A 22,025-nucleotide genomic window follows, 5' to 3' on the forward strand; every position below is an offset into this window, starting at 1 on the left:
CGAATGAATCCAGGGGAATTCATCGACAGATCACCCTGGAGATAAAAGCGGAAGGCCTTTGAGAGTCGAGCAAGGTTAGCAAGTTATGGTTGATTGTGCAGTAAAAGATTGGGACGGGAAAGAGGTTGGAAGTGCCTCCCTGGACTTGCAGGTAGCGAAGGAAGCCAGTGCGGCTCATATTGTTCACCGTGCTCTGGTTCGTCAGATGGCGAATGCTCGTCAGGGAACTGTTTCCACGAAAACTCGGGCTGAAGTCAGTGGCGGTGGTCGTAAGCCCTGGCGGCAGAAGGGAACTGGTCGGGCGCGGGCGGGTTCAAACCGTTCTCCCCTATGGCGAGGTGGTGGTGTGATCTTTGGGCCGAAGCCAAGAGATTATTCCATCAAGATGAACCGGAAGGAGCGGCGGCTAGCGTTACGGACTGCTTTTCAGAGTCGAGTAGAAGATTTGATTGTGGTTCAGGACTTTGCCGAAAAGTTGCCTCGTCCAAAAACCAAAGATCTGGCGAATGCGCTAAAAGGCTGGGGCGTGGAACCTGGGTCGAAGGTGCTGCTGATCCTGGGAGAGCGGAATGAAATGGTTTACCTGTCTGCTCGTAATATTGCTAACCTGCGGTTGATTTCTGCTAACAACTTGAATGTGTTCGACCTGCTAGCAGCGGATCAAATCGTGGCTACAACATCTGCGTTGACAAAGATTCAGGAGGTATACGGTGGCTGATTTCAATCCTCGTGATTTGATTGATTTGGTGCGCCGTCCCATCATTACTGAAAAGGCCACCCTGTTACTGGAGAAAAACCAGTATACCTTTGAGGTTGCTCCCAAAGCCACCAAACCTGAAATTAAGGCGGCGATCGAAACGTTGTTTGACGTCAAGGTGATGGGAGTGAGTACGATTAATCCTCCTCGCAAAAAGCGTCGGGTGGGCAAGTTTATGGGGCACCGTGCCCTTTACAAGCGGGCGATCGTGACTCTGGCACCCGGAGACTCAATCACGCTATTCCCAGAAGTCTAGGCTTCTGCTTCTGCTGGTAAGGTATTCGAGAGAATTAGAACGCTATGGGCATCCGTATTTATCGTCCTTATACCCCTGGTACTCGCGAACGCAGCATCTCGGACTTCTCTGAGATCACACGCAGCGAGCCAGAAAAATCCCTGACCAAATCGAAGCATCGTGCTAAAGGTCGAAACAATCGCGGTGTAATCACCTGTCGTCATCGGGGTGGTGGACACAAGCGTCTTTACCGGGTGATCGATTTCCGCCGGGACAAACTGAATGTTCCTGCGAAGGTGGCGGCGATCGAGTACGATCCCAACCGGAATGCTCGGATTGCCCTCCTATACTACCAGGATGGTGAGAAACGCTACATCATTCATCCAGCAGGTTTGGAGGTAGGCTCAACCGTTATTTCTGGCCCTGATTCCCCAATCGAAGTCGGAAATGCTCTGCCTCTCGGCAGCATCCCTTTGGGCACGGTGGTTCATAATGTGGAACTCACTGCTGGCCGGGGAGCACAAATTGTCCGAGCCGCTGGAGCTAGTGCTCAGGTGGCTGCAAAAGAAGGCAATTATGTGACGCTGAAGTTGCCTTCTGGTGAAGTGCGGATGATCCGGCGGGAGTGCTATGCAACCATTGGACAGGTCGGAAATGCTGATATTCGCAACACCAGTTTGGGTAAGGCTGGACGGAAGCGTCATCTGGGCCGTCGTCCCGAAGTCCGGGGAAGTGTGATGAACCCGGTAGATCACCCGCATGGAGGTGGGGAAGGACGCGCGCCTATTGGTCGTCCTGGCCCTGTCACCCCCTGGGGTAAACCTGCTCTGGGATACAAGACTCGCAAAAAGAAGAAGCAAAGTGATTCGTTGATTGTGCGCCGTCGCCGTAAATCAGGTAAGCGCGGTCGGGGCGGTCGGGAGTCATAGGTGATAAGGGGGAATTAAAGAAAGATGTCTCGTTCACTGAAAAAAGGACCGTTTGTCGCAGATCACCTTTTGAAAAAGGTAGAAGCGTTGAATGCTAAGGGCGATAAGCAGGTGATCAAAACTTGGTCGCGTGCATCCACCATCCTGCCTCAAATGATTGGTCACACGATCGCGGTTCACAACGGCAAGCAACACGTCCCCGTTTATGTCACAGAACAAATGGTGGGACATAAGTTGGGAGAGTTTGCACCAACCCGTACCTTTAGAGGACATGCGGGAACTGATAAGAAGGCTCGTCGGTAGGGATTAGAGAAATGGCTGTTGATACTGCAACTGAAATAAAAGCGATCGCCCGTTATATTCGGATGTCTCCTCATAAGGTGCGTCGAGTACTCGATCAAATTCGGGGCCGTTCCTATCGGGAAGCACTGATAATTCTGGAATTCATGCCCTACCGCGCCTGTGAGCCTGTGCTGAAAGTTCTACGCTCGGCAGCGGCGAATGCGGAACATAACCAGGGCTACAACCGAGCCGATCTGGTGGTGAGTACGGCTTATGCGGATCAGGGGCCATCTTTGAAGCGCTACCGACCCCGTGCTCAAGGGCGGGCTTATCAGATTCGGAAGCCAACGTGCCACATTACGATCGCTGTGGCTCCAACCGAGACAGAAGATTAGATTGCAGAACTTTCGACGCTGTTATTGAGCTTGTACAGAGGACGCACTCGTGGGACAGAAGATTCATCCAACCGGATTTCGTTTAGGGATCATTCAGGATCACCGCTCTCGTTGGTTTGCGGACACCGATCGCTATCCCGAACTATTGCAGGAAGACTATAAGATTCGCCATTTCTTTCAGAAGAACCCTTTGAAGCTGAAAGGTCTGGAAAGTCCTGGCATCTCACAAATCCGCATTGAACGGAAGGCCGACCAGATTGACCTGGAAGTGCATACCGCTCGACCTGGTGTAGTGGTTGGCCGGGGTGGTCAGGGGATTGAAGAACTGCGGAGCGGTCTGCAAAAAGTTCTGGGTGGGGGCGATCGCCAGATTCGCATCAACGTGGTGGAAGTGGCTCGTGTGGATGCCGATGCGGCACTGATTGGTGAGTACATCGCTCAACAACTGGAACGTCGGGTATCTTTCCGTCGGGTTGTCCGTCAAGCGATTCAACGGGCGCAAAAAGCTGGGATTGAGGGCATCAAGATCCAGGTGAGCGGTCGCCTGAACGGGGCTGAAATTGCTCGCCCGGAGTGGACTCGGGAAGGTCGCGTACCACTTCATACTCTGCGGGCTGACATTGACTACGCCTACTGCACCGCCAGTACCATCTACGGTACGTTGGGCATCAAGGTTTGGGTGTTTAAAGGCGAACGGATTCCTGGCCAGGAAGAGCAGCCTGCGGTCAGTCCGACTCAACCCCGTCGTCGCCAGCAGCGTCGCCGCCAACAGTTTGAAGACCGTTCGAATGAAGGATGAAGGATGTAGAGATTAGGAATTAGATGTTAGGTAAACTTCCTAAATACTTAACACCTGGAACCTAAAACCTAACCCGCCCGCTTTTGAGGTATCAGCATTATGTTAAGCCCAAGAAGAACAAAATTTAGAAAGCAGCAACGCGGACGGATGAAAGGTCTGGCAACTCGCGGAAATTCCCTGGATTTCGGTGAGTACGGCTTACAGGCTATGGAGCCTTCCTGGATCACCGCCCGACAGATCGAAGCTAGCCGTCGAGCCATGACCCGCTACATTCGTCGGGGTGGCAAAATCTGGATTCGCATCTTCCCTGATAAGCCGGTCACCATGCGTCCTGCGGAAACCCGGATGGGTTCTGGTAAGGGAGCACCTGAATTTTGGGTAGCTGTGGTCAAACCCGGTCGAATCCTGTTTGAAATTGCCGGAGTTCCTGAAGAAACGGCGAAGGAAGCGATGCGACTGGCTCAGTACAAGCTACCGATCAAAACGAAGTTCATCACACGTGCAACGGAGGAGTCCTGATTATGGCACTACCTAAAATTGATGAGGTTCGCGACCTGAGCGATCAGGAACTGGAAGAGCAGATTGTCGAAACCAAAAAGCAACTGTTTGAACTGCGCTTCCAAAAGGGCACCCGTCGGCTGGAAAAGCCCCATCAGTTCAAGCACTACCGTCACCGTCTGGCACAACTGATGACCGTTGAGCGAGAGCGGCAACTGCAAAAGGCTGCATCTGGAGATGAATAGCTGTTTTTCTAAATTTTGGTTTTGCAACGGGTTTTGCGTGGAGTAGGTGAGATGGCGGTAAAAGAAAGAGTTGGCCTAGTAGTCAGCGACAAGATGGACAAAACGGTGGTCGTGGCGGTAGAAAACCGCTCTGCCCACCCCAAATACGGAAAAATTGTAGTCCAGACCAAGCGCTACAAAGCCCATGATGAAGAGAACAAGTGCAAGGTAGGCGATCGCGTCCGGATTCAGGAAACCCGCCCCCTCAGTCGCACTAAGCGATGGGCTGTGGTTGATATTTATACCTCCGCAGAAGCGTAAGGGCAGGTGACACATGATTCAAGCACAAACCTACCTAAACGTGGCAGACAACAGCGGCGCTCGCAAGCTGATGTGTATCCGTGTGCTGGGTGGCGGTAATCGTCGCTATGCTGGGATTGGAGACATCATTGTGGCCGTTGTGAAAGACGCGATTCCCAACATGGCTGTGAAGAAATCCGATGTGGTGATGGCTGTTGTAGTTCGTACTCGCAAAACCCTCCGCCGGGAAAGTGGCATGAGTATCAGGTTTGACGACAATGCAGCCGTGATCATCAACAAGGATAAGAATCCTCGTGGCACTCGTGTCTTTGGCCCCGTTGCGCGGGAACTGCGTGACAAAGAATTTACCAAAATTGTTTCGCTTGCTCCGGAGGTACTGTGATGGCGAAGACTCAAACCGTGACTCGTTACAAAATGCACGTTAAAACGGGCGATACGGTGCAGGTAATTACTGGTAAGGACAAAGGCAAGGTTGGGGTAATCCTGAAAACCTTCCCCAAGGAAAGTCGCGTCATCGTTAAGGGAGTCAACATCCAGACCAAGCATGTTAAGCCCCAGCAAGAAGGGGAATCTGGACAGATCGTCACCCGTGAAGCTCCGATTCACAGCTCGAATGTGATGCTGTACTCCGAAAAGCAAAAGGTTGCCAGTCGGATTTGTTATACCTTCAACGCCGATGGCCGTAAGGTACGGATGCTAAAGAAGACAGGCGAAGTGATTGATTAGTATATTTTCCCTGACCAAGCCCAGGGAGCACTGAGGGAAAGATATGGCACAACGACTCAAAGACACGTATCAAGAGAAAATCGTCCCGAAGCTGAAGGAGCAGTTTGGATATACCAATATCCATCAGGTTCCCAAGCTAGTGAAGGTGACGGTCAACCGAGGACTAGGGGAAGCCTCCCAAAACGCAAAAGCCCTGGAAGCATCTCTGGCTGAGATTGCGTTGATTACTGGACAAAAGCCAGTAGTTACCCGAGCTAAGAAGGCGATCGCGGGTTTCAAAATCCGTCAGGGCATGCCCGTGGGAATTATGGTGACACTGCGCAGCGAACGCATGTATGCCTTCCTGGATCGCCTTATCAACCTGGCATTGCCTCGGATTCGTGACTTTCGGGGTGTCAATCCCAAAAGCTTTGACGGTCGGGGTAACTACACCATTGGCATCCGAGAGCAGTTGATCTTTCCAGAAATCGAGTACGACAGCATTGATCAGATCCGGGGTATGGATATTTCAATCATCACCACAGCAAACACCGACGAGGAAGGTCGAGCCTTGTTGAAGGAGTTTGGTATGCCCTTCCGGGATAGCTAAGGCAGATTTATCAAGGGAACACTATGGCGGTTAACGATACGATTGCAGATATGCTGACACGGATTCGGAATGCGAATCTGGCTCGTCACCAAACAACTGAAGTTCCATCCACTAAAATGACTCGCAATATTGCCCGCGTTCTGAAGGATGAAGGCTTCATTACGGACTTTGAAGAAGTGGGCGAAGGTGTCAGTCGGCACCTCGTTGTTTCCCTCAAGTACAAAGGGAAAGGTAAGCGTCCTATCATTACTAGCTTGAAACGGGTCAGCAAGCCAGGACTCCGAGTGTATTCAAACCGTAAGGAATTGCCACGGGTGCTGGGAGGGATTGGCATTGCCATCATCTCCACCTCCAGTGGCGTCATGACAGATCGTGAAGCCCGCCGTCAGGGTTTGGGTGGCGAAGTTCTCTGCTACGTCTGGTAGTGCAGAATTTCAGGACGAGGAATGAGACCCCACAAACCATTCAGCGTTCACAGTAGTAGGAGTAGGCAGTTATGTCGCGTATCGGTAAACGTCCCATTAGTATTCCCAATAAGGTAACGGTCTCCATTGATGGCCAAGCCGTTGCCGTTAAAGGTCCCAAAGGAGAGCTTTCTAGAGTACTGCCTGCTGAAGTGGAGGTGGTTCAGGAAGGTGAAACAATCTTGGTTAAACGTCGGGATGATTCCCGGGTTGCCCGTCAGCGACACGGATTGAGCCGGACGCTGGTGGCCAATATGGTCGAAGGGGTGTCTCAGGGATTCCAACGCCGTCTGGAAATTATTGGTGTAGGTTATCGGGCTCAGGTGCAGGGTAAGAATTTGATCCTGAACGTCGGTTACAGTCACCCAATTCAGATTGAACCGCCCGATGGCATTCAAATGGCAGTTGAAAACAATACCAACGTAATCGTCAGCGGTATTGATAAAGAAATCGTTGGTAACACTGCTGCTCGTATCCGGGCCGTTCGTCCCCCCGAACCCTACAAGGGCAAAGGCATTCGCTATGCAGGTGAAGTCGTCAAGCGTAAGGCAGGTAAGGCAGGGAAGAAATAAGCCATGAAAGTAACTCGTAAAGAATCAACCCGTCGTCGCCATAGTCGGGTGCGTCGCAAGGTTTCTGGAACCGCAGACCGTCCTCGGCTGGCTGTTTTTCGATCGAATCAGCATATCTATGCTCAAGCGATCGATGATACCCAGCATCATACATTGGCATCTGCTTCCACCCTGGATCCATCCCTTAAGGAAGATCTGGATAGTGGTTCCAACTGTGACGCTTCTAGCCAAGTAGGTAAATTGGTGGCAGAACGGTTGCTGGAAAAAGGCATCAAGCAGGTGGTTTTCGATCGCGGCGGTAACTTGTACCACGGTCGCGTTAAGGCACTGGCGGATGCTGCTCGTGAAGCTGGACTGGAGTTTTAAGGATGCAACACTATGGCGAAGGATCGTAAAAAAGCTAAAGCTCGTGAGAAGGAAGCCGACTGGCAAGAGCGGGTCGTTCAAATCAAACGGGTGACAAAGGTTGTCAAAGGCGGTAAAAAGTTGAGTTTCCGGGCAGTTGTGATTGTCGGGAATGAACGCGGACAGGTTGGTGTTGGCGTAGGTAAGGCTGCAGATGTAATTGGGGCTGTGAAGAAAGGTGTTGCCGATGGTAAAAAGCATCTGGTAGATGTGCCTTTGACCAAAAACAATTCCATTCCACACCCCACAACGGGTGAAGGGGGCGGTGCGAAAGTGATGATGCGGCCTGCGGCTCCTGGTACGGGGGTAATTGCGGGAGGGTCGGTGCGCACTGTACTGGAACTGGCTGGCGTGAAGAATGTGCTGGCGAAACAACTGGGTTCTGATAATCCGCTCAACAATGCTCGCGCTACTGTAGATGCACTGGAAACGCTGAGAACTTTCTCAGAGGTTGCCGAAGAACGGGGTATTCCAGTCGAGAATCTGTACGCCTGATTCAGGTTGACTGAAAACTGCTCAAAGCGATCGCCATTCGAGCCATTCAAATTGTTCCATATAAGATTGGAAGGCAAACAACCATGAGACTGAGTGACGCAGTACCACAGGAAGGTTCCAAAAAACGCCGTCGCCGGGTAGGACGGGGGATTTCGGCAGGTCAAGGAGCAAGCTGCGGCTTTGGAATGCGGGGACAAAAGTCCCGCTCTGGCCGTCCGACTCGTCCGGGATTTGAAGGAGGTCAAACCCCTCTGTACCGTCGGTTGCCGAAACTCAAGCACTTTCCGCTAGTGAACCGCACCACCTATACGATCGTGAATCTGAGCGATTTGGCAGATTTACCCGCTAATACCGAAGTGACGCTTGAATCGTTGCTGGAAGTTGGGATTGTCACTACTGCAAAAAATGGGGCATTGAAAGTGCTAGGTGGGGGTGACGTGAGTGTGCCCTTAACCGTGAAGGCGGCTGCCTTTACCGCCACTGCTCGCGCTAAGATTGAGGCAGCAAAAGGCAGTTGTGAGGTCATTGAGGGTTAGTGATGCAAGGCGTGGGATCGCCAGCAATCTTCATCTCTGACCTTTTTGCAAGTGTTCCTTGGCAATTTGCTGAGGAACTTTGATCATTAAAGAATACATAGATTGATTTAAGAGGAATCTTTCATGGTCGTTAGCCGAGATAAGACGCCCAGTGCTCAAGAGACATTTGCCCAGATGGCTCAAGCGGCTGGTCTGCGGGGACGGGTACTGCTTACGATCGGAATTTTGATCCTGGTGCGTCTGGGAATTTTCCTGCCCATCCCAGACATTGACCGCAATGCCTTTGCCAACAGCGTTCAAAACAACCCGGTGATCAGCTTTCTGGATATTTTTGCGGGAGGTGGCCTGCGTTCTCTGGGTATCTTTGCTCTGGGGATTCTGCCTTACATCAACGCCTCGATCATTATTCAGTTGCTGACGGCGGCCATTCCCTCTCTGGAAAACCTGCAAAAAAGTGAAGGTGAAGCCGGACGACGTAAGATTTCTCAAATTACTCGCTACGTCGCCTTAGGATGGGCCGTCATCCAAAGTATTGGTTTGGCCTGGTGGATTGTGAATAGTGGAGCCGCCCGGATCAATGGTGAGCTCATCACCGCTCAAAAAGCTGCCACCGGAGGACTCGCATTTGTGACTCAAAGTGGTGCAGCCCTGAGTCCGACTGCGTTGATTCCCTTTATTGCTGCAACGGCTCTGGCACTGACTGCTGGTTCTATGTTTGTGATGTGGCTAGGTGAGTTGATCACCGAGCGGGGGATTGGCAACGGAGCCTCACTGTTGATTGTGGTCAGCATTGTTTCGGGTCTCCCTCGATCGCTGGGTCAAACCCTGGAACTGGCGCAAACGGGCGATCGCAGTCTGGTGGGTGGCATTATTATCTTGATGCTTGTATTTCTGGTGATGATTATCGGGATTGTGTTTGTGCAGGAAGGCACCCGACGCATTCCTATCATTTCCGCGCGTCGTCAGGTTGGCCGCAAGACTTACCTGGAACGCAGTAGTTACCTGCCTCTCCGCCTGAACCAGAGCGGGGTAATGCCGATCATTTTTGCCTCTGCCGTATTGTTTTTGCCCGTTTACATCGCAGAGTTCACCAAAAATCCCATGCTGGCTCAGGTTGCCAATTACTTGAGTCCCAGAGGTCAAGCTCCTTGGCTGTATGTTGGTTTGTATCTGCTGTTGATTCTGTTCTTCAGCTATTTCTGGACTTCCCTGGTGATTAATCCTGTAGATCTATCGCAAAACCTGAAGAAAATGGGAGCCAGTATTCCAGGGATCCGTCCCGGTAAAGCGACCAGTGATTATATTGAGCGAGTCCTGAATCGCTTAACCTTTCTGGGGGCAATTTTCTTAGGCTTAGTTGCGATCGTGCCGACTGCCGTAGAAAGTGCAACTCGTGTGACTACCTTTCAGGGCTTTGGAGCTACTTCCCTGCTGATTGTTGTGGGTGTGGCGATCGATACTGCAAAGCAAATTCAGACTTATGTCATCTCACAACGTTACGAAGGAATGGTGAATCAATAGTGCCTCGCCTCATTTTTATCGGTGCTCCAGGAGCAGGCAAAGGAACTCAGGCCAAGACATTAGCGGATCTCTGCGGAATTCCACATATCTCGACCGGCGACATTTTGCGATCAGCGGTCGCTAACCAGACCCCTCTGGGTGTTCAGGCTAAAGCCTACATGGATCGGGGAGATTTGGTTCCCGATAGTCTGGTGATGGATCTGATCCGGGAGCGTCTGAATGAGCCAGATGCTCAGAAAGGCTGGATTCTCGATGGCTTCCCCCGCAATGTCTCTCAGGCTGAATACCTGGATACCCTGCTGCAAAAGATTAACCATCATTACGACAACGTGATCAATCTGGAAGTACCGGATGAGGTATTGGTCGCTCGGTTGCTGGGGCGAGGGCGGGCCGATGATACCGAGGAAGTGATTCGCCAGCGGTTGCAGGTTTACCGGGAGCAAACGGCTCCGCTGATTGAGTTTTACCATCAGCGCGAAAAGCTGGTTTCGGTAAACGGTCATCAACCGATAGAGGAGGTGACGGCGGATCTGAAGGCACTGGTCTAAATCTGACAACGGTTGAGTTGAAACGAGCAGAAAGTTTGACCAATTGAAGGCAAACCGTTCTGCTCGTCTCTATGTCAAGAGGTTTTCTAAAGAAATGATCTAGACTCAAAGAGGAGATTGCTTCAAGAAGGTTGTTTTAGTCTAGGTTTGTTTATAGTGTCGCAGCAAAAAGTAGGAGGTTCAATTTGTCAAAACAAGATCTGATTGAGATGGAAGGGACAGTTACAGAGTCTTTGCCTAACGCCATGTTCCGGGTCGATTTAGACAACGGATTCAACGTGCTGGCGCATATTTCGGGCAAAATTCGGCGAAATTACATCAAAATTCTTCCGGGCGATCGGGTCAAGGTGGAACTGACTCCCTACGACCTGACCAAAGGCCGCATCACCTATCGGCTGCGTAATAAGAAGTAGATAGCTTCCCGGATTACCTAAGAAGATTTGACAAAAGGTTTTTAAATTGATAGCATATTGAGTTTGTAGCGCAGTCTAGAGACAATGAAAGTTCGAGCATCGGTTCGTAAAATTTGTGAGAAATGCCGGGTGATCCGACGCAAGGGTCGGGTTATGGTGATCTGTTCTAACCCCAAGCACAAGCAACGTCAGGGTTAGTGTTTTGAGGCTTTACCTTACATTCCAGTAAGTAACTGTCTCTAGAGTTTTTTATAGAAGTGAGCAGAACTAGGGGAGAGTAGCGTGGCACGGATTGCCGGAGTAGACCTGCCTCGAGACAAACGAGTTGAAATTGGTCTGAGATATATCTATGGTATTGGGCCTACCCGCTCTAAAGCGATTTTAGAGGCGACGGGGGTGAACCCAGATACTCGCGTTAAGGACTTAAGTGATGCCGATGTAGCCGCTTTAAGAGCAGAAGTTGAAGGGAACTATGAGGTGGAGGGTGACCTGCGGCGATTGGAATCGATGAACATCAAACGGTTGATGGACATTGGCACCTATCGCGGTCGTCGTCATCGGTTAGGGCTTCCAGTGAGAGGACAAAGAACGCGCACGAATGCTCGAACTCGTCGGGGTGGTCGCCGCACCGTTGCCGGTAAGAAGAAGGCTCCCGGTAAGAAATAAAACCTGACAAAGCTATTTATTCAGAGATTCAGCGATGGCACCAAGACAACCAACCAAGCGCACTGGGCCGCGTAAACAGAAGAAAAATGTGCCCAACGGGGTGGCTTACATTCAGTCCACCTTCAATAATACGATCGTCACGATTTCCGATACCAATGGGGAAGTCATTTCCTGGGCTTCTGCAGGTTCCAGTGGATTTAAAGGAGCCAAAAAAGGAACTCCATTTGCGGCTCAAACCGCTGCAGAAAACGCCGCTCGTCGTGCCTCTGACCAGGGAATGCGTCAAATTGAAGTGATGGTAAGCGGCCCTGGAGCCGGTCGTGAGACAGCGATTCGTGCACTTCAGGGAGCGGGGCTGGAAATTACCTTGATTCGGGATGTGACCCCCATTCCCCATAATGGCTGTCGTCCTCCGAAGCGGAGACGGGTTTAATTGCGATCCTTGTTTAAGCTCTTCATGATATGCGTACAATCTGTGGGCTTAAAGAGTGTTGAATATTGCCTGGTTGGGGTTTTGCGGGTTTGTAAGGTATTTACCTTATTACAGGGAGAGGTGGCTCAGTGGTACAGTTTCAAGTCGAGTGTTTAGATACAAAAACTGACGACAGAGATCGCAGTCAAATTAGTCGGTTCGTGATTGAGCCATTAGAGCGGGGGCAAGGCATAACTTTAGGGAATGCGCTCCGACGGGTGCTGCTTTCCAATCTGGAAGGAGCCGCCATTACAGCTGTTCGGATTGCAGGTGTTAGTCATGAGTTCGCCACCGTTCCAGGGGTGCGGGAGGATGTCCTGGATATTCTCCTAAATATGAAGAAGGTTGTGTTAAAGAGCTATTCTTCTCAACCCCAAATTGGGCGGCTTCTAGTTCAAGGTCCGATGACAGTAACGGCTGAGCATTTTGAGTTGCCCTCAGATGTTGAGTTGGTTGATCCTTCTCAATATATTGCGACTCTTTCTCCGAACTCAGCGCTGGAAATGGAATTTCGAATTGAGAAGGGCAAAGGCTATCGGGCTGTAGATAAAGGGCGGGATGACTCGACGGCTCTGGACTTCATGCAAATCGATTCTGTCTTCATGCCTGTACGGAAGGTCAACTACTCCGTTGAAGATGCTCGTGTGGGCGATGCGATGGAGAAAGATCGCCTGGTTATGGAGGTCTGGACAAATGGCAGTCTGACTCCCCAGGAAGCGCTCAGTCAGGCAGCTAACATTCTTGTAGATCTGTTCAATCCTCTGAAAGAGATTACGATCGAACCTCTCGATAAAGAGGATGACGAAGATAACGATCCCACGAATCAAATCCCGATCGAAGAGTTGCAACTTTCTGTTCGGGCATACAACTGTCTGAAGCGTGCGCAAATCAATTCCGTCGCAGATTTGCTGGATTACAGCCAGGAAGATTTGCTGGAAATCAAGAACTTTGGGGCGAAATCAGCCGAGGAAGTTGTGGAAGCCTTGCAACAGCGCCTGGGAATTACCCTGCCTCAAGAAAAATCTTCTAAGAACAATCATTAATTGCGGGTTGTTCAGCCCCTTATATCCGTTTTTGTCTGCCATATTTTAAGTTAGAAAACTATGCGTCATCGTTGTCGTGTCCCGCAATTGGGCAAACCCGCTGACCAGCGGAAGGCTCTCCTGAGAGCGCTGACCACGGAGTTAATCCGCAATGGTCGGATTAAAACTACCAAAGTACGTGCTCAAGCGGTTCGGTCTGAGGCCGATCGCATGATCACTTTGGCGAAGGATGGTTCTCTGGCGGCTCGTCGTCAGGCGATGGGCTACCTGTATGACAAGCAGTTGGTTCATGCCCTGTTTGAACAGGCCGGATCCCGCTATGGCGATCGCAACGGTGGATATACCCGCATTATCCGTACCGTTCCTCGTCGCGGCGATAATGCTGAGATGGCTATCATTGAGCTAACCTGACATGATTTCTGCGGCATCACAACCCACTCAGCGAGTTGCCCTGGTTCTGCAGTATCGGGGCACTCATTTTCATGGGTGGCAGTGGCAGCCCAAGCATCGGACGGTGCAGGAGGAGTTGGAGAAGGCAATCGCCAATGTATTGGGTCAACCCATTCGGATTCATGGCGCTGGACGAACGGATACAGGCGTTCACGCAGCCGCTCAGGTGGCTCATTTTGATGCTCCCTTGATAGTTCCGGCTCATCGATGGGTCGATATTCTCAATGCTCGTTTGCCAGAAGATATTCTGGTGCGGGCTTCGGCAGCGGTAAGTCCAACCTGGCATGCTCGATTCTCAGCTCTATGGCGGCGCTATCGCTATTTGCTGTATACCGAGTCTCGCCCCAATCTGTTCATTCGACCATTCTCGTGGCATTACTATCATGAGCCCTTGGATGAAAGGTTGATTCAAGAAGCGTTGAATCCTTTGATTGGCCGCCACCATCTGGCCGCGTTTCATCGAGCAGGTTCCAAACGCCCCCATTCCTGGGTGGATGTGCAGGAGGCAGAGTGTAAGCGCCAGGGGCCATTGATCTCCATTGAGGTGCAGGCCAGTGGTTTCTTATACGGAATGATGCGATTATTGGTTGGGTTGTTGGTGCAGGTGGGACGAGGATTACGATCGCCTACCAGTTTTACTGCGCTCTGGGCAGAACAGCGACGAGAAGAAGTCAAGTATGCTGCACCTGCTCAGGGATTGTGTCTCTTGCGAGTGGGATACCCAGAATTTCCTTTCCCTTCAGAGATTTGGTTCGACACTCAACCAACCTTTGTCTTTCCTGCTGTTGAACCCTCCAGTCTGGCCATCTAACGTCTCCTAAAAGTCTGTTTTGTCGATTGATTTTGTCTTTCAAGTACTACGGTCATGAACAAATCCTATCTCCCTCCTCAAGATTCTATAGAGCGCAACTGGTACGTTGTCGATGCAGCGGATCAACGCCTCGGTCGTTTGGCCAGCGAAATTGCCTGTATTTTGCGTGGTAAGAATAAGCCCACATACACCCCTTCCATCGATACTGGCGATTTTGTCATTGTGGTGAATGCCGAAAAGGTTGACATCACGGGCAAAAAGCGGACTCAAAAACTGTACCGTCGTCATTCGGGGCGTCCTGGTGGGATGAAGGTGGAGACCTTTGATAAGCTGCAGGCCCGGATTCCTGAACGGATTATTGAACAAGCCGTTAAAGGAATGCTGCCTAAGAACACCCTGGGACGGCAACTGTTTACCAAGCTGAAAGTTTACGCAGGCCCAGAGCATCCCCATCAAGCTCAAAAACCTCAAACCCTTGAAATTAATACTATTCCTGGAGGACAGGCTTAATGCAAGCAACAGAAGGACGTGTGATGTATATGGGTACCGGGCGGCGGAAGTCGGCTGTTGCGCGAGTGCGATTGGTTCCTGGTAATGGTCAGCTCATCATTAATGGCAAGCCTGGTGATTTGTACCTTCAGTTCAACCCCGATTATCTTTCAGCCGCCAAAGCCCCCCTGGAAACCCTGGGTCTGGACAAAGACTACGATGTTCTCGTGACGGCTCATGGAGGTGGATTGACGGGACAGGCTGATGCAGTTCGTTTGGGGGTAGCTCGTGCCCTGTGCCAGCTTGATCCTGATAATCGCAAGCCTTTGAAGATCGAAGGGTACCTAACCCGTGATCCTCGCGCTAAGGAGCGAAAGAAGTACGGTTTGCGGAAAGCCCGGAAAGCACCTCAGTACTCTAAGCGCTAAATCCTGCTTACCCTGCTGCTATCCTCCTGGGATCGTTAGAATTGATCTAGTTAGAACTGAAATTTGAGAGAAATCCATGCCTAAGTCTGATATTCATCCCCAATGGTATCCGGAAGCCAAAGTCTACTGTAATGGTGAAGTAGTAATGACTGTTGGCTCTACTAAGCCTGAACTGCATGTAGATGTGTGGTCAGGGAATCACCCGTTCTTTACCGGAACTCAAAAGATTATTGACACCGAAGGTCGTGTGGAACGCTTCCTGCGGAAGTACGGCATGATGGAAGGTGATAGCGAGTCCTCTCAGTCCCAAGGGAAGAAAAAGGGTTAGCTGGACGGATCGGCTGAAGCTGGTAATTTCTCTCTGGCTGAGCGTTGATTTTACAGTAGTTCTAACCATCTTTCCGTCCTGACTGAGTACTCCCCTATGGCTGAAGCGTATCTGCTAGATAAGCTGCAATCTGTTGAGCAAACTTTTAATGAGTTAACCCGCCGACTGGCGGATCCTGATGTTGCTAAGGATCCGTCTGAATTTCAGCGGGTTGCCAAAGCTCGTTCTTCCCTGGAAGAAGTGGTTTCGACCTATGAGACCTGGAAGAGTTCCCAGGAAGAGTTAACAGGGGCACGGCAGATTCTCAAGGATGCTGGGAGTGATCCGGAATTGCAGGAGATGGCGGCTCTGGAGGTGCAGGATCTGGAACAGAAGTTGCAGGAACTGGAGAAGCGCTTGAAAATCCTCTTGCTGCCTAGTGATCCCAACGATGACAAAAACATCATGTTGGAAATCCGGGCGGGTACAGGTGGTGATGAAGCCAGTATCTGGGCGGGTGACTTACTCCGAATGTATTCCAAATATGCTGAGAGTCAGGGCTGGCGGGTGAAGCTGGTGAGTGAGTCTCTGGCAGATATGGGGGGCTTCAAGGAAGTCATCCTAGAAGTACAGGGCGATCGCGTCTACAGCAAGCTGAAGTTTGAAGCGGGAGTGCATCGAGTACAGCGAGTTCCCGTCACAGAAGCGCAGGGTCGAGTCCATACCTCTACGGCAACTGTAGCAGTGATGCCAGAAGTGGATGATGTGGAAATTCACATTGATCCTAAAGACATTGAAATGACCACGATGCGATCGGGTGGTGCAGGGGGGCAGAATGTCAACAAGGTGGAAACGGCGGTAGACCTGACCCACAAACCCACCGGAATTCGGATTAAGTGTATGGAAGAGCGATCGCAGTTGCAGAACCGGGAACGGGCGATGCAAATTTTGCGGGCCAAACTCTATGAAATGAAACTGCAAGAGCAGCAGGAAGCTGTGACTTCGGCTCGTCGGATGCAGGTAGGAACGGGTTCCCGATCGGAAAAAATTCGGACTTATAACTATAAAGACAACCGAGTGACTGATCATCGGTTAAACCAAAACTTTTCTCTGGCTCCAGTATTGGAAGGGGATTTGGAAGATTTGATTCAAACCTGCATTTCCCAGGATCAGCAAGAGCGATTGGAACAACTGGCTGCTGAAAGTAGCAATCAACCATCTACCGTTTAGGTATGTTACCCAGGGACGATTTGCTGAAGGGAGTTGAGAATCGCGAAGCTGTAGCGCGAGTGATTGATCAGGCTGAGCAGGCGATTAAAACCTGGGATGTAGTAGCAACAGATTTTTTGTCTCCTCCGGAACTGGCAGAAGTGCGGGAAGCATTTAGCCGATTAACGGAAGTCCACCTGATTGCTTGGGGTGGTTATCCTCAAGCGGAACGACAGCGAATAGCGATCGCCCGTGCTGAACTACTCCTGAATAATGACTCCGTTGCTCTCACGGCCCTGGAAATTGCTGGCAATTTTCTCTTTGATCCCGCCACTCACCGTGACTTTTTGGGGGCTCTGTTGGGAACTGGAATTGTGCGGGAAAAGGTAGGTGATATTCTGGTGCTGGGAGAGCGGGGAGCGCAGGCGATCGTCGTCCCGGAAATAGCCCAATTTTTGGAAATGAATTTGACTCAGGTGCGATCGGTTCCAGTTAAAACCCGTCGCATTGAGTTGAGTGAGCTCAAGATCCGAGAGCCTAGGAAAAAAGAACTGACAACAGTGGAAGCATCAATGCGGTTGGATGCGATCGCGTCGGCTGGCTTTGGCATGTCTCGTAATAAAATGGCTGAGATGATTAATGCAGGGGACGTGCGCGTAAACTGGAAGGAAATCACCAGTGCCAGCCATCCGATGAAATCTGGCGATCTGATTGCCATCCGGGGGAAAGGTCGAGTGGAAGTGGGAGAAGTTGCTGTTACCAAAAAGGATCGTTACCGGGTGCAACTGACTCGCTGGGTCTAACCAAAGATGGAGTTCACCCAGTTGGTGGATAGCTGGCCGGGAATGGATCTGCGAGAATACGAAAAAATTTGTAAGGACTGAAGCCTCGTGGATTTCACCATTCAAAATGCCTTGGTTCCATCCAGGGGTGGGTATGAGATTGTTGATGTTCAGATTGTGGCAGGACGAATTGCTAGCATTTCCCCTGGACTAGACTTGGTGGGGAGCGCAGTAGACGGACGAGATAAGTTACTGCTTCCCGGATTTATTAATGCTCATACCCATTCTTCCGAACTGTGGCAGCGAGGGTGTATTCCTCCCCTGCCCTTAGAACTCTGGTTAGCCGAACTGTATAAATTTACCCCTCTAGATCCAGAGCAAATTTACCTAAGCGCATTAGGAACGGCGGTAGAAACTCTGTTGTCTGGAGGAACCACTGTAGTGGATCACCTGGTTTTGATTCCGGGACAAGAGTTAGAGACGATCGCAGCAGTCGTGAAGGCCTATCGAGAGGTGGGCATTCGCGCCTTTATTGGCCCTTTGCTTCAAGATGAACCTTTAACAGCTAGCCTGCCTGCAAGGGGTAGATCCCTCCTCCAGGAATCATGCCCCTATTCCACCGAATTTCTGATTCAGTTCATGCAAGAGGTTGTGGAACAGTTTCACCGTCCGGAGCAAGGCATTTCCATTATGGTGGCTCCGACCGGGCCGCAGTTATGCTCCGATGCGCTGTTCAAAGGCCTGGTAGAGTTGAGCGAGCGCTACCATCTCTGCCGTCATTCGCATTTGCTAGAAACTAAAGCACAAAAACTGCTAGCCAGTGAAAAGTATGGACGAAGCGCGGTTGAGCATTTGAAAGATTTAGGGTTCCTGGGTTCTCGCACCTCTCTGGCACATTGCGTCTGGTTAGATGAAACAGACATTGCAATTCTGGCTGAGACTCAATCTACCGTTGTCCACAATCCCCTCAGTAATTTGCGGTTAGGAAGTGGTTTGGCTCCTGTTTTGAGCTACCTGAAAGCCGGAGTAAATGTGACGTTTGGGTGTGATGGCGCATCCAGTAATGATAGTCAAGATCTGCTGGAAGCCATCAAACTGGGGACGATGCTGCACAATGTAACCGACCCTGATTATCGCTCCTGGATGACCCCGCGAAAATCGATCGAGATGGCAACTCTAGGGGGGGCAACAGGCTTAGGTTTGGCGAATGAAGTTGGTTCTCTTGGGGTTGGTCAACAGGCGGATCTGGTCTTGTATGACTTAACTCAATTATCATTACTCCCCCGGACGGATCCCATTGGCTTGCTCGTCTTGGGGCGGCCTACTCAGGTTGTGGATAGTGTCTGGGTGAGGGGAGATCGCATTGTAGCGGATGGACAAGTGCTTACCCTGTCAGTGGAGGCTCTACGGCAACAATTGTTTGAGCGTAGCCAGTGGATGGGCGATCGCCCATCCACTCCTAATCCCCTTGAGTACTATTACCGTTCCGTCATGAACCTGTCCGTTTAGAAAAACAGCTTCCGGTGGGAAATTTTTTCCAACTTCAGATTTATCGTCTACTATCGTGTCAATACACAGGAAATGCTTTAACCCGCATGGGTTTGCTTGCTTTGCTTTTTTCTATTTAGCACCTACAATAAATGAAACGAGCGAACTAACATACGGGTGAACTAATCTCTGAACAGAGGTTGTCATGAATATTTTTCAGCGAGTATGGGACTCGTTTGGTTTCAACGAGCAGTTTGATGAAACCGATTACGATTACGAGTACGGGGATGAAGACTATTTGCAGGATCCAACCATGCAGGAACAACCGATGTTATCTCGTGAGCGATCGACTCCACCCGCTAATAATGTGATTGGGATGCCAAACCGGGCCGGTATCTCTGAAGTTGTAATTCTGCAACCTCGCTCGTTTGAAGAAATTCCTCAGGCCGTCAGGCTTTTAAGGGAACGGAAATCTGTCGTACTCAATATGATGCTCATGGATCCCGACCAAGCCCAACGATCGGTAGATTTTGTTGCGGGCGGTGTCTTTGCGATCGATGGCCATCAGGAGCGCCTGGGAGAAAATATTTTCCTGTTCACTCCTAATGTGGTGCAGATTAGCTCTCATGCTCCATCACAGCCTGCCTTTAACCCACCCATGTCCGCTCCTGCTCCTCCGGTCGGGATGCCTGTTGTTTCGCCTACGGCAACCTCTGGGAACCCTCAATCATTTCATATTCAATGAGTTTCACATACAATACCCGTCCTGGGTACTTGCTGGCTCTCTTTCATTAATGAGCATTTCTCTTTTCTTAATAAATATTAAAAGGTTGCCTCTTAATTCCTAGCCCTTAACTGTCCAGGGCTTTAGCCATTCGGTGTAACCCTCCCGCACGGGTCATTCGCTCGAATCGATCCGTTGTTTTGCTGCAAACTACTTTGTAACCTCTACCTTTCAATAACACCTGGGCCGCATGATTATTGAAGGTTACGTCCAGGCAAATCGATCGACAGGATGTTTTGCTGGCCTGTAATTCAGCCTGTTTAAGAAGTTGCTTACCTAACCCCTGATTGCGAAACTCTGGCAAGACCCCCAGACTTAAGACGTAATAGTCCTGCATCCGCACATCTTGTTTGATCCGGCTAAGGTCGGCCACATTGACCAGGATTTTAGGTAACTTCATTAGCGGGAGAATCCGGGCCATGACAAAGTGTACTTTTTCATCCACCTGGCGCTTGAGAGTACCGGAATAACCCACCATTAATCCAGCAGGCTGCCCTTCGACTTCAACCACCTGCGTATACTCGTAGCTAAAGGCATGATCAGGTTGCTTGAAGGCTTCGCTCAAAATTTCCTGGGTCTGATCCGGTGGCGAGGCAAAAATGTAGCTGAAGAGGGCTGGACCAGAGGAAAACAATAGAGGGGCAGCCCAGGTGATATCGCTGGTCATTGCCTGACGCAGGGTAAATTGCTGGGGAAGTTGAGAGCGCATGGGTAAATAGTCTTCTATGCCCACGTTTAAGACATTTTCATCAAGTGTAAAGGCTTTTGCCCGTACTGAATTGTCGGCAAACGACTAAAATTCCAAAAACTCCCAATGGGTACACCTACAACGGACGAATTTGAGGCATGATAGGTGGATAGCGCCGTTATTCCATCCAGTGAGATGTCGCTAGACTATACCGTTCGAGAAAGCTCCAAAGCAAAACACATCTCCTTAAAAATGTCTATTAAAGGAGATTTGGAAGTTGTTGTTCCTAAGGGATTTGATCAGAAGCGTATCCCTGAGATTTTGCAAAGAAAGCAGCGCTGGATTGAGCGAGTCTCCCGGCGCATGGCGACTCAGCAAGCTTTAGTCGGAACTGATGTGCTGGTTGAGCAGCCACAGCAGATTGTACTGCAGGCGATCGCTGAAACCTGGCAAGTGGAGTATCACCCTACCCGACGGAAGGGAATTGCTATTCAAGAGCGGCCCAACTCAGTGCTAATCCTGCAGGGTAATACGGCAGATGCCGATTACTGCAAAGCCGCACTTCAACAGTGGATCGCTCACAAAGCCCGGTTGCATCTTCCCCCCTGGTTGCAAATGGTGAGCAAAAAACTCAAATTACCATTTGATCAGGTTTCAATTCGGCAGCAAAAGACAATTTGGGGAAGCTGTTCAATTCGCAAGACAGTGAGCTTAAATTGTAAACTTCTGTTCCTACCCAGCGAGTTGGTGCATTACGTCCTGGTGCATGAACTGTGTCACACAATTCACCTCAACCATTCCAAGGATTTCTGGGAACTGGTGGGCCGTCATGAGCCGAGTTACAAAGCTCTGGATGATAGCCTGCGGGATGCCCGCTACTTCGTTCCTTGGTGGATGGAGCAGTAATGGCTCTGGCTCCCTGGCGATCGCCTCTGGCGCGTGCCTTACACCGTAACCGATCGCTGGTCTATGCCCGCTATGTGCAACTGGCAACGGTTCGGCCTGATGGTTCTCCAGCAAACCGAACGGTAGTTTTTCGGGGATTTTTGGAAAAGACGGATCAGTTACAGTTTGTTACGGATGCCCGCAGCGAGAAGGTGGCTAACATTGATCACCATCCTTGGGGAGAAGTGTGCTGGTATTTTCCCCATACTCGCGAACAATTCCGCCTTTCCGGATCACTGATTTTGGTGTCAGAGGCTCATCCCGATCCAGGTTTGCAGCAGGCTAGACAGCGATTGTGGCAGGCACTATCAGATGCTGCCCGGACTCAGTTTACCTGGCCTCATCCTGGTAAGCCCAGAAACGCCGATGGCTTTAATGCTCCACTTCCTGACCCTGCTACACCCTTATCCCACTTTTGCTTGCTACTGTTGCAGCCTCACCAGGTTGATCATCTAGAACTGCGGGGCGATCCGCAAAATCGCTATCTGTATTGTTTGAATGATGCCTTAGAATGGTCCATACAAACGATCAACCCATAGATCACGACGATGTTTGAAGCAAGCACTAGAACGCTATCTGGGTATCAGATGGAAGCATCACCATGAAATTGTCACCACACTTGTGACTCTATCTCGTCTCTATCACAGTCATAGCAAACCCCTATTCTTGCTTGGTGAAGCTTGTTGCCATAGTATGCGAGACTATAGAAAACTCGCGTGAGAACCCCGGTCTTTTAAGCCGGGGATGAAACGCA

At 50.5% G+C, this 22,025-nt stretch carries 36 protein-coding genes; 35 read left to right on the forward strand and 1 reads right to left on the reverse strand.

The features are described from left to right. The first annotated feature begins 85 nt into the window (after positions 1 to 85). The 33 genes from rplD (at position 86) to ACUVQO_RS09185 (ending at position 19,599) form a co-directional block, all read left to right on the forward strand. Positions 86 to 718, forward strand: coding sequence for a 50S ribosomal protein L4 (gene rplD / locus ACUVQO_RS09025; RefSeq protein ID WP_445925556.1), 633 nt, complete (start codon positions 86 to 88; stop codon positions 716 to 718). Continuing rightward, on the forward strand, positions 711 to 1,013 hold the full coding sequence (locus ACUVQO_RS09030; protein ID WP_445925557.1) for a 50S ribosomal protein L23: 303 nt from the start codon (positions 711 to 713) through the stop codon (positions 1,011 to 1,013). Before rplD ends, ACUVQO_RS09030 begins: the two co-directional genes overlap by 8 nt. Positions 1,014 to 1,057: 44 nt before the next feature. Continuing rightward, the gene (rplB, locus tag ACUVQO_RS09035) at positions 1,058 to 1,921 is read left to right on the forward strand and encodes a 50S ribosomal protein L2 (protein ID WP_445925558.1); all 864 of its coding nucleotides are present in this window, start codon (positions 1,058 to 1,060) and stop codon (positions 1,919 to 1,921) included. Between the two features lie 24 nt (positions 1,922 to 1,945). Further along, complete coding sequence (rpsS, locus tag ACUVQO_RS09040; protein ID WP_233745514.1) at positions 1,946 to 2,224, forward strand: 30S ribosomal protein S19; 279 nt, start codon at positions 1,946 to 1,948, stop codon at positions 2,222 to 2,224. A gap of 11 nt (positions 2,225 to 2,235) precedes the next feature. Next, on the forward strand, positions 2,236 to 2,598 hold the full coding sequence (gene rplV / locus ACUVQO_RS09045) for a 50S ribosomal protein L22 (RefSeq protein WP_445925559.1): 363 nt from the start codon (positions 2,236 to 2,238) through the stop codon (positions 2,596 to 2,598). A gap of 49 nt (positions 2,599 to 2,647) precedes the next feature. After that, positions 2,648 to 3,397, forward strand: coding sequence for a 30S ribosomal protein S3 (rpsC, locus tag ACUVQO_RS09050; protein WP_445925560.1), 750 nt, complete (start codon positions 2,648 to 2,650; stop codon positions 3,395 to 3,397). Between the two features lie 99 nt (positions 3,398 to 3,496). Then, positions 3,497 to 3,916: a 50S ribosomal protein L16 gene (rplP, locus tag ACUVQO_RS09055; protein ID WP_445925561.1), complete on the forward strand. Its 420-nt coding sequence runs from the start codon at positions 3,497 to 3,499 to the stop codon at positions 3,914 to 3,916. A 2-nt stretch (positions 3,917 to 3,918) separates the two neighbouring features. Beyond that, positions 3,919 to 4,140, forward strand: coding sequence for a 50S ribosomal protein L29 (rpmC, locus tag ACUVQO_RS09060; protein WP_233745536.1), 222 nt, complete (start codon positions 3,919 to 3,921; stop codon positions 4,138 to 4,140). Positions 4,141 to 4,191: 51 nt separating this feature from the next. After that, a complete protein-coding gene (gene rpsQ / locus ACUVQO_RS09065; protein WP_233745543.1) occupies positions 4,192 to 4,440 on the forward strand; it encodes a 30S ribosomal protein S17 in 249 nt (82 codons plus the stop codon). Between the two features lie 13 nt (positions 4,441 to 4,453). Continuing rightward, complete coding sequence (rplN, locus tag ACUVQO_RS09070) at positions 4,454 to 4,822, forward strand: 50S ribosomal protein L14 (RefSeq protein WP_445925562.1); 369 nt, start codon at positions 4,454 to 4,456, stop codon at positions 4,820 to 4,822. After that, entirely contained in the window at positions 4,822 to 5,166 is a 345-nt protein-coding gene (rplX, locus tag ACUVQO_RS09075; protein WP_445925563.1) for a 50S ribosomal protein L24, read from the forward strand. The genes rplN and rplX overlap by 1 nt, the downstream gene beginning before the upstream one ends. Positions 5,167 to 5,209: 43 nt before the next feature. After that, entirely contained in the window at positions 5,210 to 5,755 is a 546-nt protein-coding gene (rplE, locus tag ACUVQO_RS09080; RefSeq protein WP_445925564.1) for a 50S ribosomal protein L5, read from the forward strand. Between the two features lie 23 nt (positions 5,756 to 5,778). Continuing rightward, positions 5,779 to 6,180, forward strand: coding sequence for a 30S ribosomal protein S8 (gene rpsH, locus ACUVQO_RS09085; RefSeq protein WP_445925565.1), 402 nt, complete (start codon positions 5,779 to 5,781; stop codon positions 6,178 to 6,180). Positions 6,181 to 6,251: 71 nt separating this feature from the next. Continuing rightward, positions 6,252 to 6,791 carry a 50S ribosomal protein L6 gene (gene rplF / locus ACUVQO_RS09090; protein WP_445925566.1) on the forward strand — a complete coding sequence of 180 codons (540 nt, stop codon included), beginning with the start codon at positions 6,252 to 6,254 and terminating at the stop codon, positions 6,789 to 6,791. Positions 6,792 to 6,794: 3 nt separating this feature from the next. Beyond that, positions 6,795 to 7,157: a 50S ribosomal protein L18 gene (gene rplR / locus ACUVQO_RS09095; RefSeq protein WP_445925567.1), complete on the forward strand. Its 363-nt coding sequence runs from the start codon at positions 6,795 to 6,797 to the stop codon at positions 7,155 to 7,157. A 12-nt stretch (positions 7,158 to 7,169) separates the two neighbouring features. Continuing rightward, on the forward strand, positions 7,170 to 7,691 hold the full coding sequence (gene rpsE / locus ACUVQO_RS09100) for a 30S ribosomal protein S5 (protein WP_445925568.1): 522 nt from the start codon (positions 7,170 to 7,172) through the stop codon (positions 7,689 to 7,691). A gap of 83 nt (positions 7,692 to 7,774) precedes the next feature. Then, a complete protein-coding gene (gene rplO / locus ACUVQO_RS09105; RefSeq protein WP_445925569.1) occupies positions 7,775 to 8,227 on the forward strand; it encodes a 50S ribosomal protein L15 in 453 nt (150 codons plus the stop codon). Between the two features lie 123 nt (positions 8,228 to 8,350). Further along, positions 8,351 to 9,748 (forward strand): preprotein translocase subunit SecY, encoded by a 1,398-nt coding sequence (gene secY, locus ACUVQO_RS09110; protein WP_445925570.1) that lies wholly within the window; start codon positions 8,351 to 8,353, stop codon positions 9,746 to 9,748. After that, positions 9,748 to 10,296, forward strand: coding sequence for an adenylate kinase (locus ACUVQO_RS09115; protein WP_445925571.1), 549 nt, complete (start codon positions 9,748 to 9,750; stop codon positions 10,294 to 10,296). Before secY ends, ACUVQO_RS09115 begins: the two co-directional genes overlap by 1 nt. Before the next feature lie 185 nt (positions 10,297 to 10,481). Next, positions 10,482 to 10,709: a translation initiation factor IF-1 gene (infA, locus tag ACUVQO_RS09120; protein WP_009767978.1), complete on the forward strand. Its 228-nt coding sequence runs from the start codon at positions 10,482 to 10,484 to the stop codon at positions 10,707 to 10,709. An 84-nt stretch (positions 10,710 to 10,793) separates the two neighbouring features. Continuing rightward, the gene (gene rpmJ / locus ACUVQO_RS09125) at positions 10,794 to 10,907 is read left to right on the forward strand and encodes a 50S ribosomal protein L36 (protein ID WP_233745597.1); all 114 of its coding nucleotides are present in this window, start codon (positions 10,794 to 10,796) and stop codon (positions 10,905 to 10,907) included. 84 nt (positions 10,908 to 10,991) lie between these two features. Further along, a complete protein-coding gene (rpsM, locus tag ACUVQO_RS09130) occupies positions 10,992 to 11,375 on the forward strand; it encodes a 30S ribosomal protein S13 (RefSeq protein WP_445925572.1) in 384 nt (127 codons plus the stop codon). A 34-nt stretch (positions 11,376 to 11,409) separates the two neighbouring features. After that, on the forward strand, positions 11,410 to 11,808 hold the full coding sequence (gene rpsK, locus ACUVQO_RS09135; RefSeq protein ID WP_233745608.1) for a 30S ribosomal protein S11: 399 nt from the start codon (positions 11,410 to 11,412) through the stop codon (positions 11,806 to 11,808). Between the two features lie 128 nt (positions 11,809 to 11,936). Next, entirely contained in the window at positions 11,937 to 12,890 is a 954-nt protein-coding gene (locus ACUVQO_RS09140) for a DNA-directed RNA polymerase subunit alpha (RefSeq protein WP_445925573.1), read from the forward strand. 60 nt (positions 12,891 to 12,950) lie between these two features. Then, complete coding sequence (gene rplQ / locus ACUVQO_RS09145) at positions 12,951 to 13,301, forward strand: 50S ribosomal protein L17 (RefSeq protein WP_233745613.1); 351 nt, start codon at positions 12,951 to 12,953, stop codon at positions 13,299 to 13,301. A gap of 1 nt (position 13,302) precedes the next feature. Further along, on the forward strand, positions 13,303 to 14,151 hold the full coding sequence (gene truA / locus ACUVQO_RS09150) for a tRNA pseudouridine(38-40) synthase TruA (RefSeq protein ID WP_445925574.1): 849 nt from the start codon (positions 13,303 to 13,305) through the stop codon (positions 14,149 to 14,151). A gap of 54 nt (positions 14,152 to 14,205) precedes the next feature. Further along, entirely contained in the window at positions 14,206 to 14,661 is a 456-nt protein-coding gene (rplM, locus tag ACUVQO_RS09155) for a 50S ribosomal protein L13 (RefSeq protein WP_445925575.1), read from the forward strand. Further along, positions 14,661 to 15,068, forward strand: coding sequence for a 30S ribosomal protein S9 (rpsI, locus tag ACUVQO_RS09160; RefSeq protein ID WP_445925576.1), 408 nt, complete (start codon positions 14,661 to 14,663; stop codon positions 15,066 to 15,068). The genes rplM and rpsI overlap by 1 nt, the downstream gene beginning before the upstream one ends. 76 nt (positions 15,069 to 15,144) lie before the next feature. Continuing rightward, entirely contained in the window at positions 15,145 to 15,396 is a 252-nt protein-coding gene (rpmE, locus tag ACUVQO_RS09165; protein WP_445925577.1) for a 50S ribosomal protein L31, read from the forward strand. Positions 15,397 to 15,492: 96 nt separating this feature from the next. Then, positions 15,493 to 16,605, forward strand: coding sequence for a peptide chain release factor 1 (prfA, locus tag ACUVQO_RS09170; protein ID WP_445925578.1), 1,113 nt, complete (start codon positions 15,493 to 15,495; stop codon positions 16,603 to 16,605). Between the two features lie 2 nt (positions 16,606 to 16,607). Continuing rightward, on the forward strand, positions 16,608 to 17,387 hold the full coding sequence (locus ACUVQO_RS09175) for a photosystem II S4 domain protein (protein WP_445925579.1): 780 nt from the start codon (positions 16,608 to 16,610) through the stop codon (positions 17,385 to 17,387). Between the two features lie 87 nt (positions 17,388 to 17,474). Beyond that, positions 17,475 to 18,875, forward strand: a complete 1,401-nt coding sequence (locus tag ACUVQO_RS09180; RefSeq protein ID WP_445925580.1) for an amidohydrolase — start codon at positions 17,475 to 17,477, stop codon at positions 18,873 to 18,875. A 184-nt stretch (positions 18,876 to 19,059) separates the two neighbouring features. After that, positions 19,060 to 19,599: a cell division protein SepF gene (locus ACUVQO_RS09185; RefSeq protein ID WP_445925581.1), complete on the forward strand. Its 540-nt coding sequence runs from the start codon at positions 19,060 to 19,062 to the stop codon at positions 19,597 to 19,599. Between the two features lie 106 nt (positions 19,600 to 19,705). Here the strand turns inward: ACUVQO_RS09185 and ACUVQO_RS09190 are convergent, their stop codons facing one another. Beyond that, positions 19,706 to 20,371 (reverse strand): GNAT family N-acetyltransferase, encoded by a 666-nt coding sequence (locus ACUVQO_RS09190; RefSeq protein WP_445925582.1) that lies wholly within the window; start codon positions 20,369 to 20,371, stop codon positions 19,706 to 19,708. 120 nt (positions 20,372 to 20,491) lie between these two features. On the opposite strand from ACUVQO_RS09190, the gene ACUVQO_RS09195 reads away from it, so the two are divergent. Together ACUVQO_RS09195 and ACUVQO_RS09200 are read left to right on the forward strand one after the other, a co-directional pair. Further along, positions 20,492 to 21,232, forward strand: coding sequence for a M48 family metallopeptidase (locus tag ACUVQO_RS09195; protein ID WP_445925583.1), 741 nt, complete (start codon positions 20,492 to 20,494; stop codon positions 21,230 to 21,232). Further along, on the forward strand, positions 21,232 to 21,810 hold the full coding sequence (locus ACUVQO_RS09200; protein ID WP_445925584.1) for an Npun_F5749 family FMN-dependent PPOX-type flavoprotein: 579 nt from the start codon (positions 21,232 to 21,234) through the stop codon (positions 21,808 to 21,810). Before ACUVQO_RS09195 ends, ACUVQO_RS09200 begins: the two co-directional genes overlap by 1 nt. Positions 21,811 to 22,025 lie beyond the last annotated feature (215 nt).

It is taken from the genome of Leptodesmis sp. (assembly GCF_052746595.1).

Coding starts and splice junctions, on each gene's coding strand:
- rplD (WP_445925556.1), top strand. CDS start 86: ATGGTTGATTGTGCAGTAAAAGATTGGGACGGGAAAGAGGTTGGAAGT.
- rplB (WP_445925558.1), top strand. CDS start 1,058: ATGGGCATCCGTATTTATCGTCCTTATACCCCTGGTACTCGCGAACGC.
- rpsS (WP_233745514.1), top strand. CDS start 1,946: ATGTCTCGTTCACTGAAAAAAGGACCGTTTGTCGCAGATCACCTTTTG.
- rplV (WP_445925559.1), top strand. CDS start 2,236: ATGGCTGTTGATACTGCAACTGAAATAAAAGCGATCGCCCGTTATATT.
- rplP (WP_445925561.1), top strand. CDS start 3,497: ATGTTAAGCCCAAGAAGAACAAAATTTAGAAAGCAGCAACGCGGACGG.
- rpmC (WP_233745536.1), top strand. CDS start 3,919: ATGGCACTACCTAAAATTGATGAGGTTCGCGACCTGAGCGATCAGGAA.
- rpsQ (WP_233745543.1), top strand. CDS start 4,192: ATGGCGGTAAAAGAAAGAGTTGGCCTAGTAGTCAGCGACAAGATGGAC.
- rplN (WP_445925562.1), top strand. CDS start 4,454: ATGATTCAAGCACAAACCTACCTAAACGTGGCAGACAACAGCGGCGCT.
- rplX (WP_445925563.1), top strand. CDS start 4,822: ATGGCGAAGACTCAAACCGTGACTCGTTACAAAATGCACGTTAAAACG.
- rplE (WP_445925564.1), top strand. CDS start 5,210: ATGGCACAACGACTCAAAGACACGTATCAAGAGAAAATCGTCCCGAAG.
- rpsH (WP_445925565.1), top strand. CDS start 5,779: ATGGCGGTTAACGATACGATTGCAGATATGCTGACACGGATTCGGAAT.
- rplF (WP_445925566.1), top strand. CDS start 6,252: ATGTCGCGTATCGGTAAACGTCCCATTAGTATTCCCAATAAGGTAACG.
- rplR (WP_445925567.1), top strand. CDS start 6,795: ATGAAAGTAACTCGTAAAGAATCAACCCGTCGTCGCCATAGTCGGGTG.
- rpsE (WP_445925568.1), top strand. CDS start 7,170: ATGGCGAAGGATCGTAAAAAAGCTAAAGCTCGTGAGAAGGAAGCCGAC.
- rplO (WP_445925569.1), top strand. CDS start 7,775: ATGAGACTGAGTGACGCAGTACCACAGGAAGGTTCCAAAAAACGCCGT.
- secY (WP_445925570.1), top strand. CDS start 8,351: ATGGTCGTTAGCCGAGATAAGACGCCCAGTGCTCAAGAGACATTTGCC.
- rpmJ (WP_233745597.1), top strand. CDS start 10,794: ATGAAAGTTCGAGCATCGGTTCGTAAAATTTGTGAGAAATGCCGGGTG.
- rpsK (WP_233745608.1), top strand. CDS start 11,410: ATGGCACCAAGACAACCAACCAAGCGCACTGGGCCGCGTAAACAGAAG.
- rplQ (WP_233745613.1), top strand. CDS start 12,951: ATGCGTCATCGTTGTCGTGTCCCGCAATTGGGCAAACCCGCTGACCAG.
- truA (WP_445925574.1), top strand. CDS start 13,303: ATGATTTCTGCGGCATCACAACCCACTCAGCGAGTTGCCCTGGTTCTG.
- rplM (WP_445925575.1), top strand. CDS start 14,206: ATGAACAAATCCTATCTCCCTCCTCAAGATTCTATAGAGCGCAACTGG.
- rpsI (WP_445925576.1), top strand. CDS start 14,661: ATGCAAGCAACAGAAGGACGTGTGATGTATATGGGTACCGGGCGGCGG.
- rpmE (WP_445925577.1), top strand. CDS start 15,145: ATGCCTAAGTCTGATATTCATCCCCAATGGTATCCGGAAGCCAAAGTC.
- prfA (WP_445925578.1), top strand. CDS start 15,493: ATGGCTGAAGCGTATCTGCTAGATAAGCTGCAATCTGTTGAGCAAACT.
- ACUVQO_RS09175 (WP_445925579.1), top strand. CDS start 16,608: ATGTTACCCAGGGACGATTTGCTGAAGGGAGTTGAGAATCGCGAAGCT.
- ACUVQO_RS09185 (WP_445925581.1), top strand. CDS start 19,060: ATGAATATTTTTCAGCGAGTATGGGACTCGTTTGGTTTCAACGAGCAG.
- ACUVQO_RS09200 (WP_445925584.1), top strand. CDS start 21,232: ATGGCTCTGGCTCCCTGGCGATCGCCTCTGGCGCGTGCCTTACACCGT.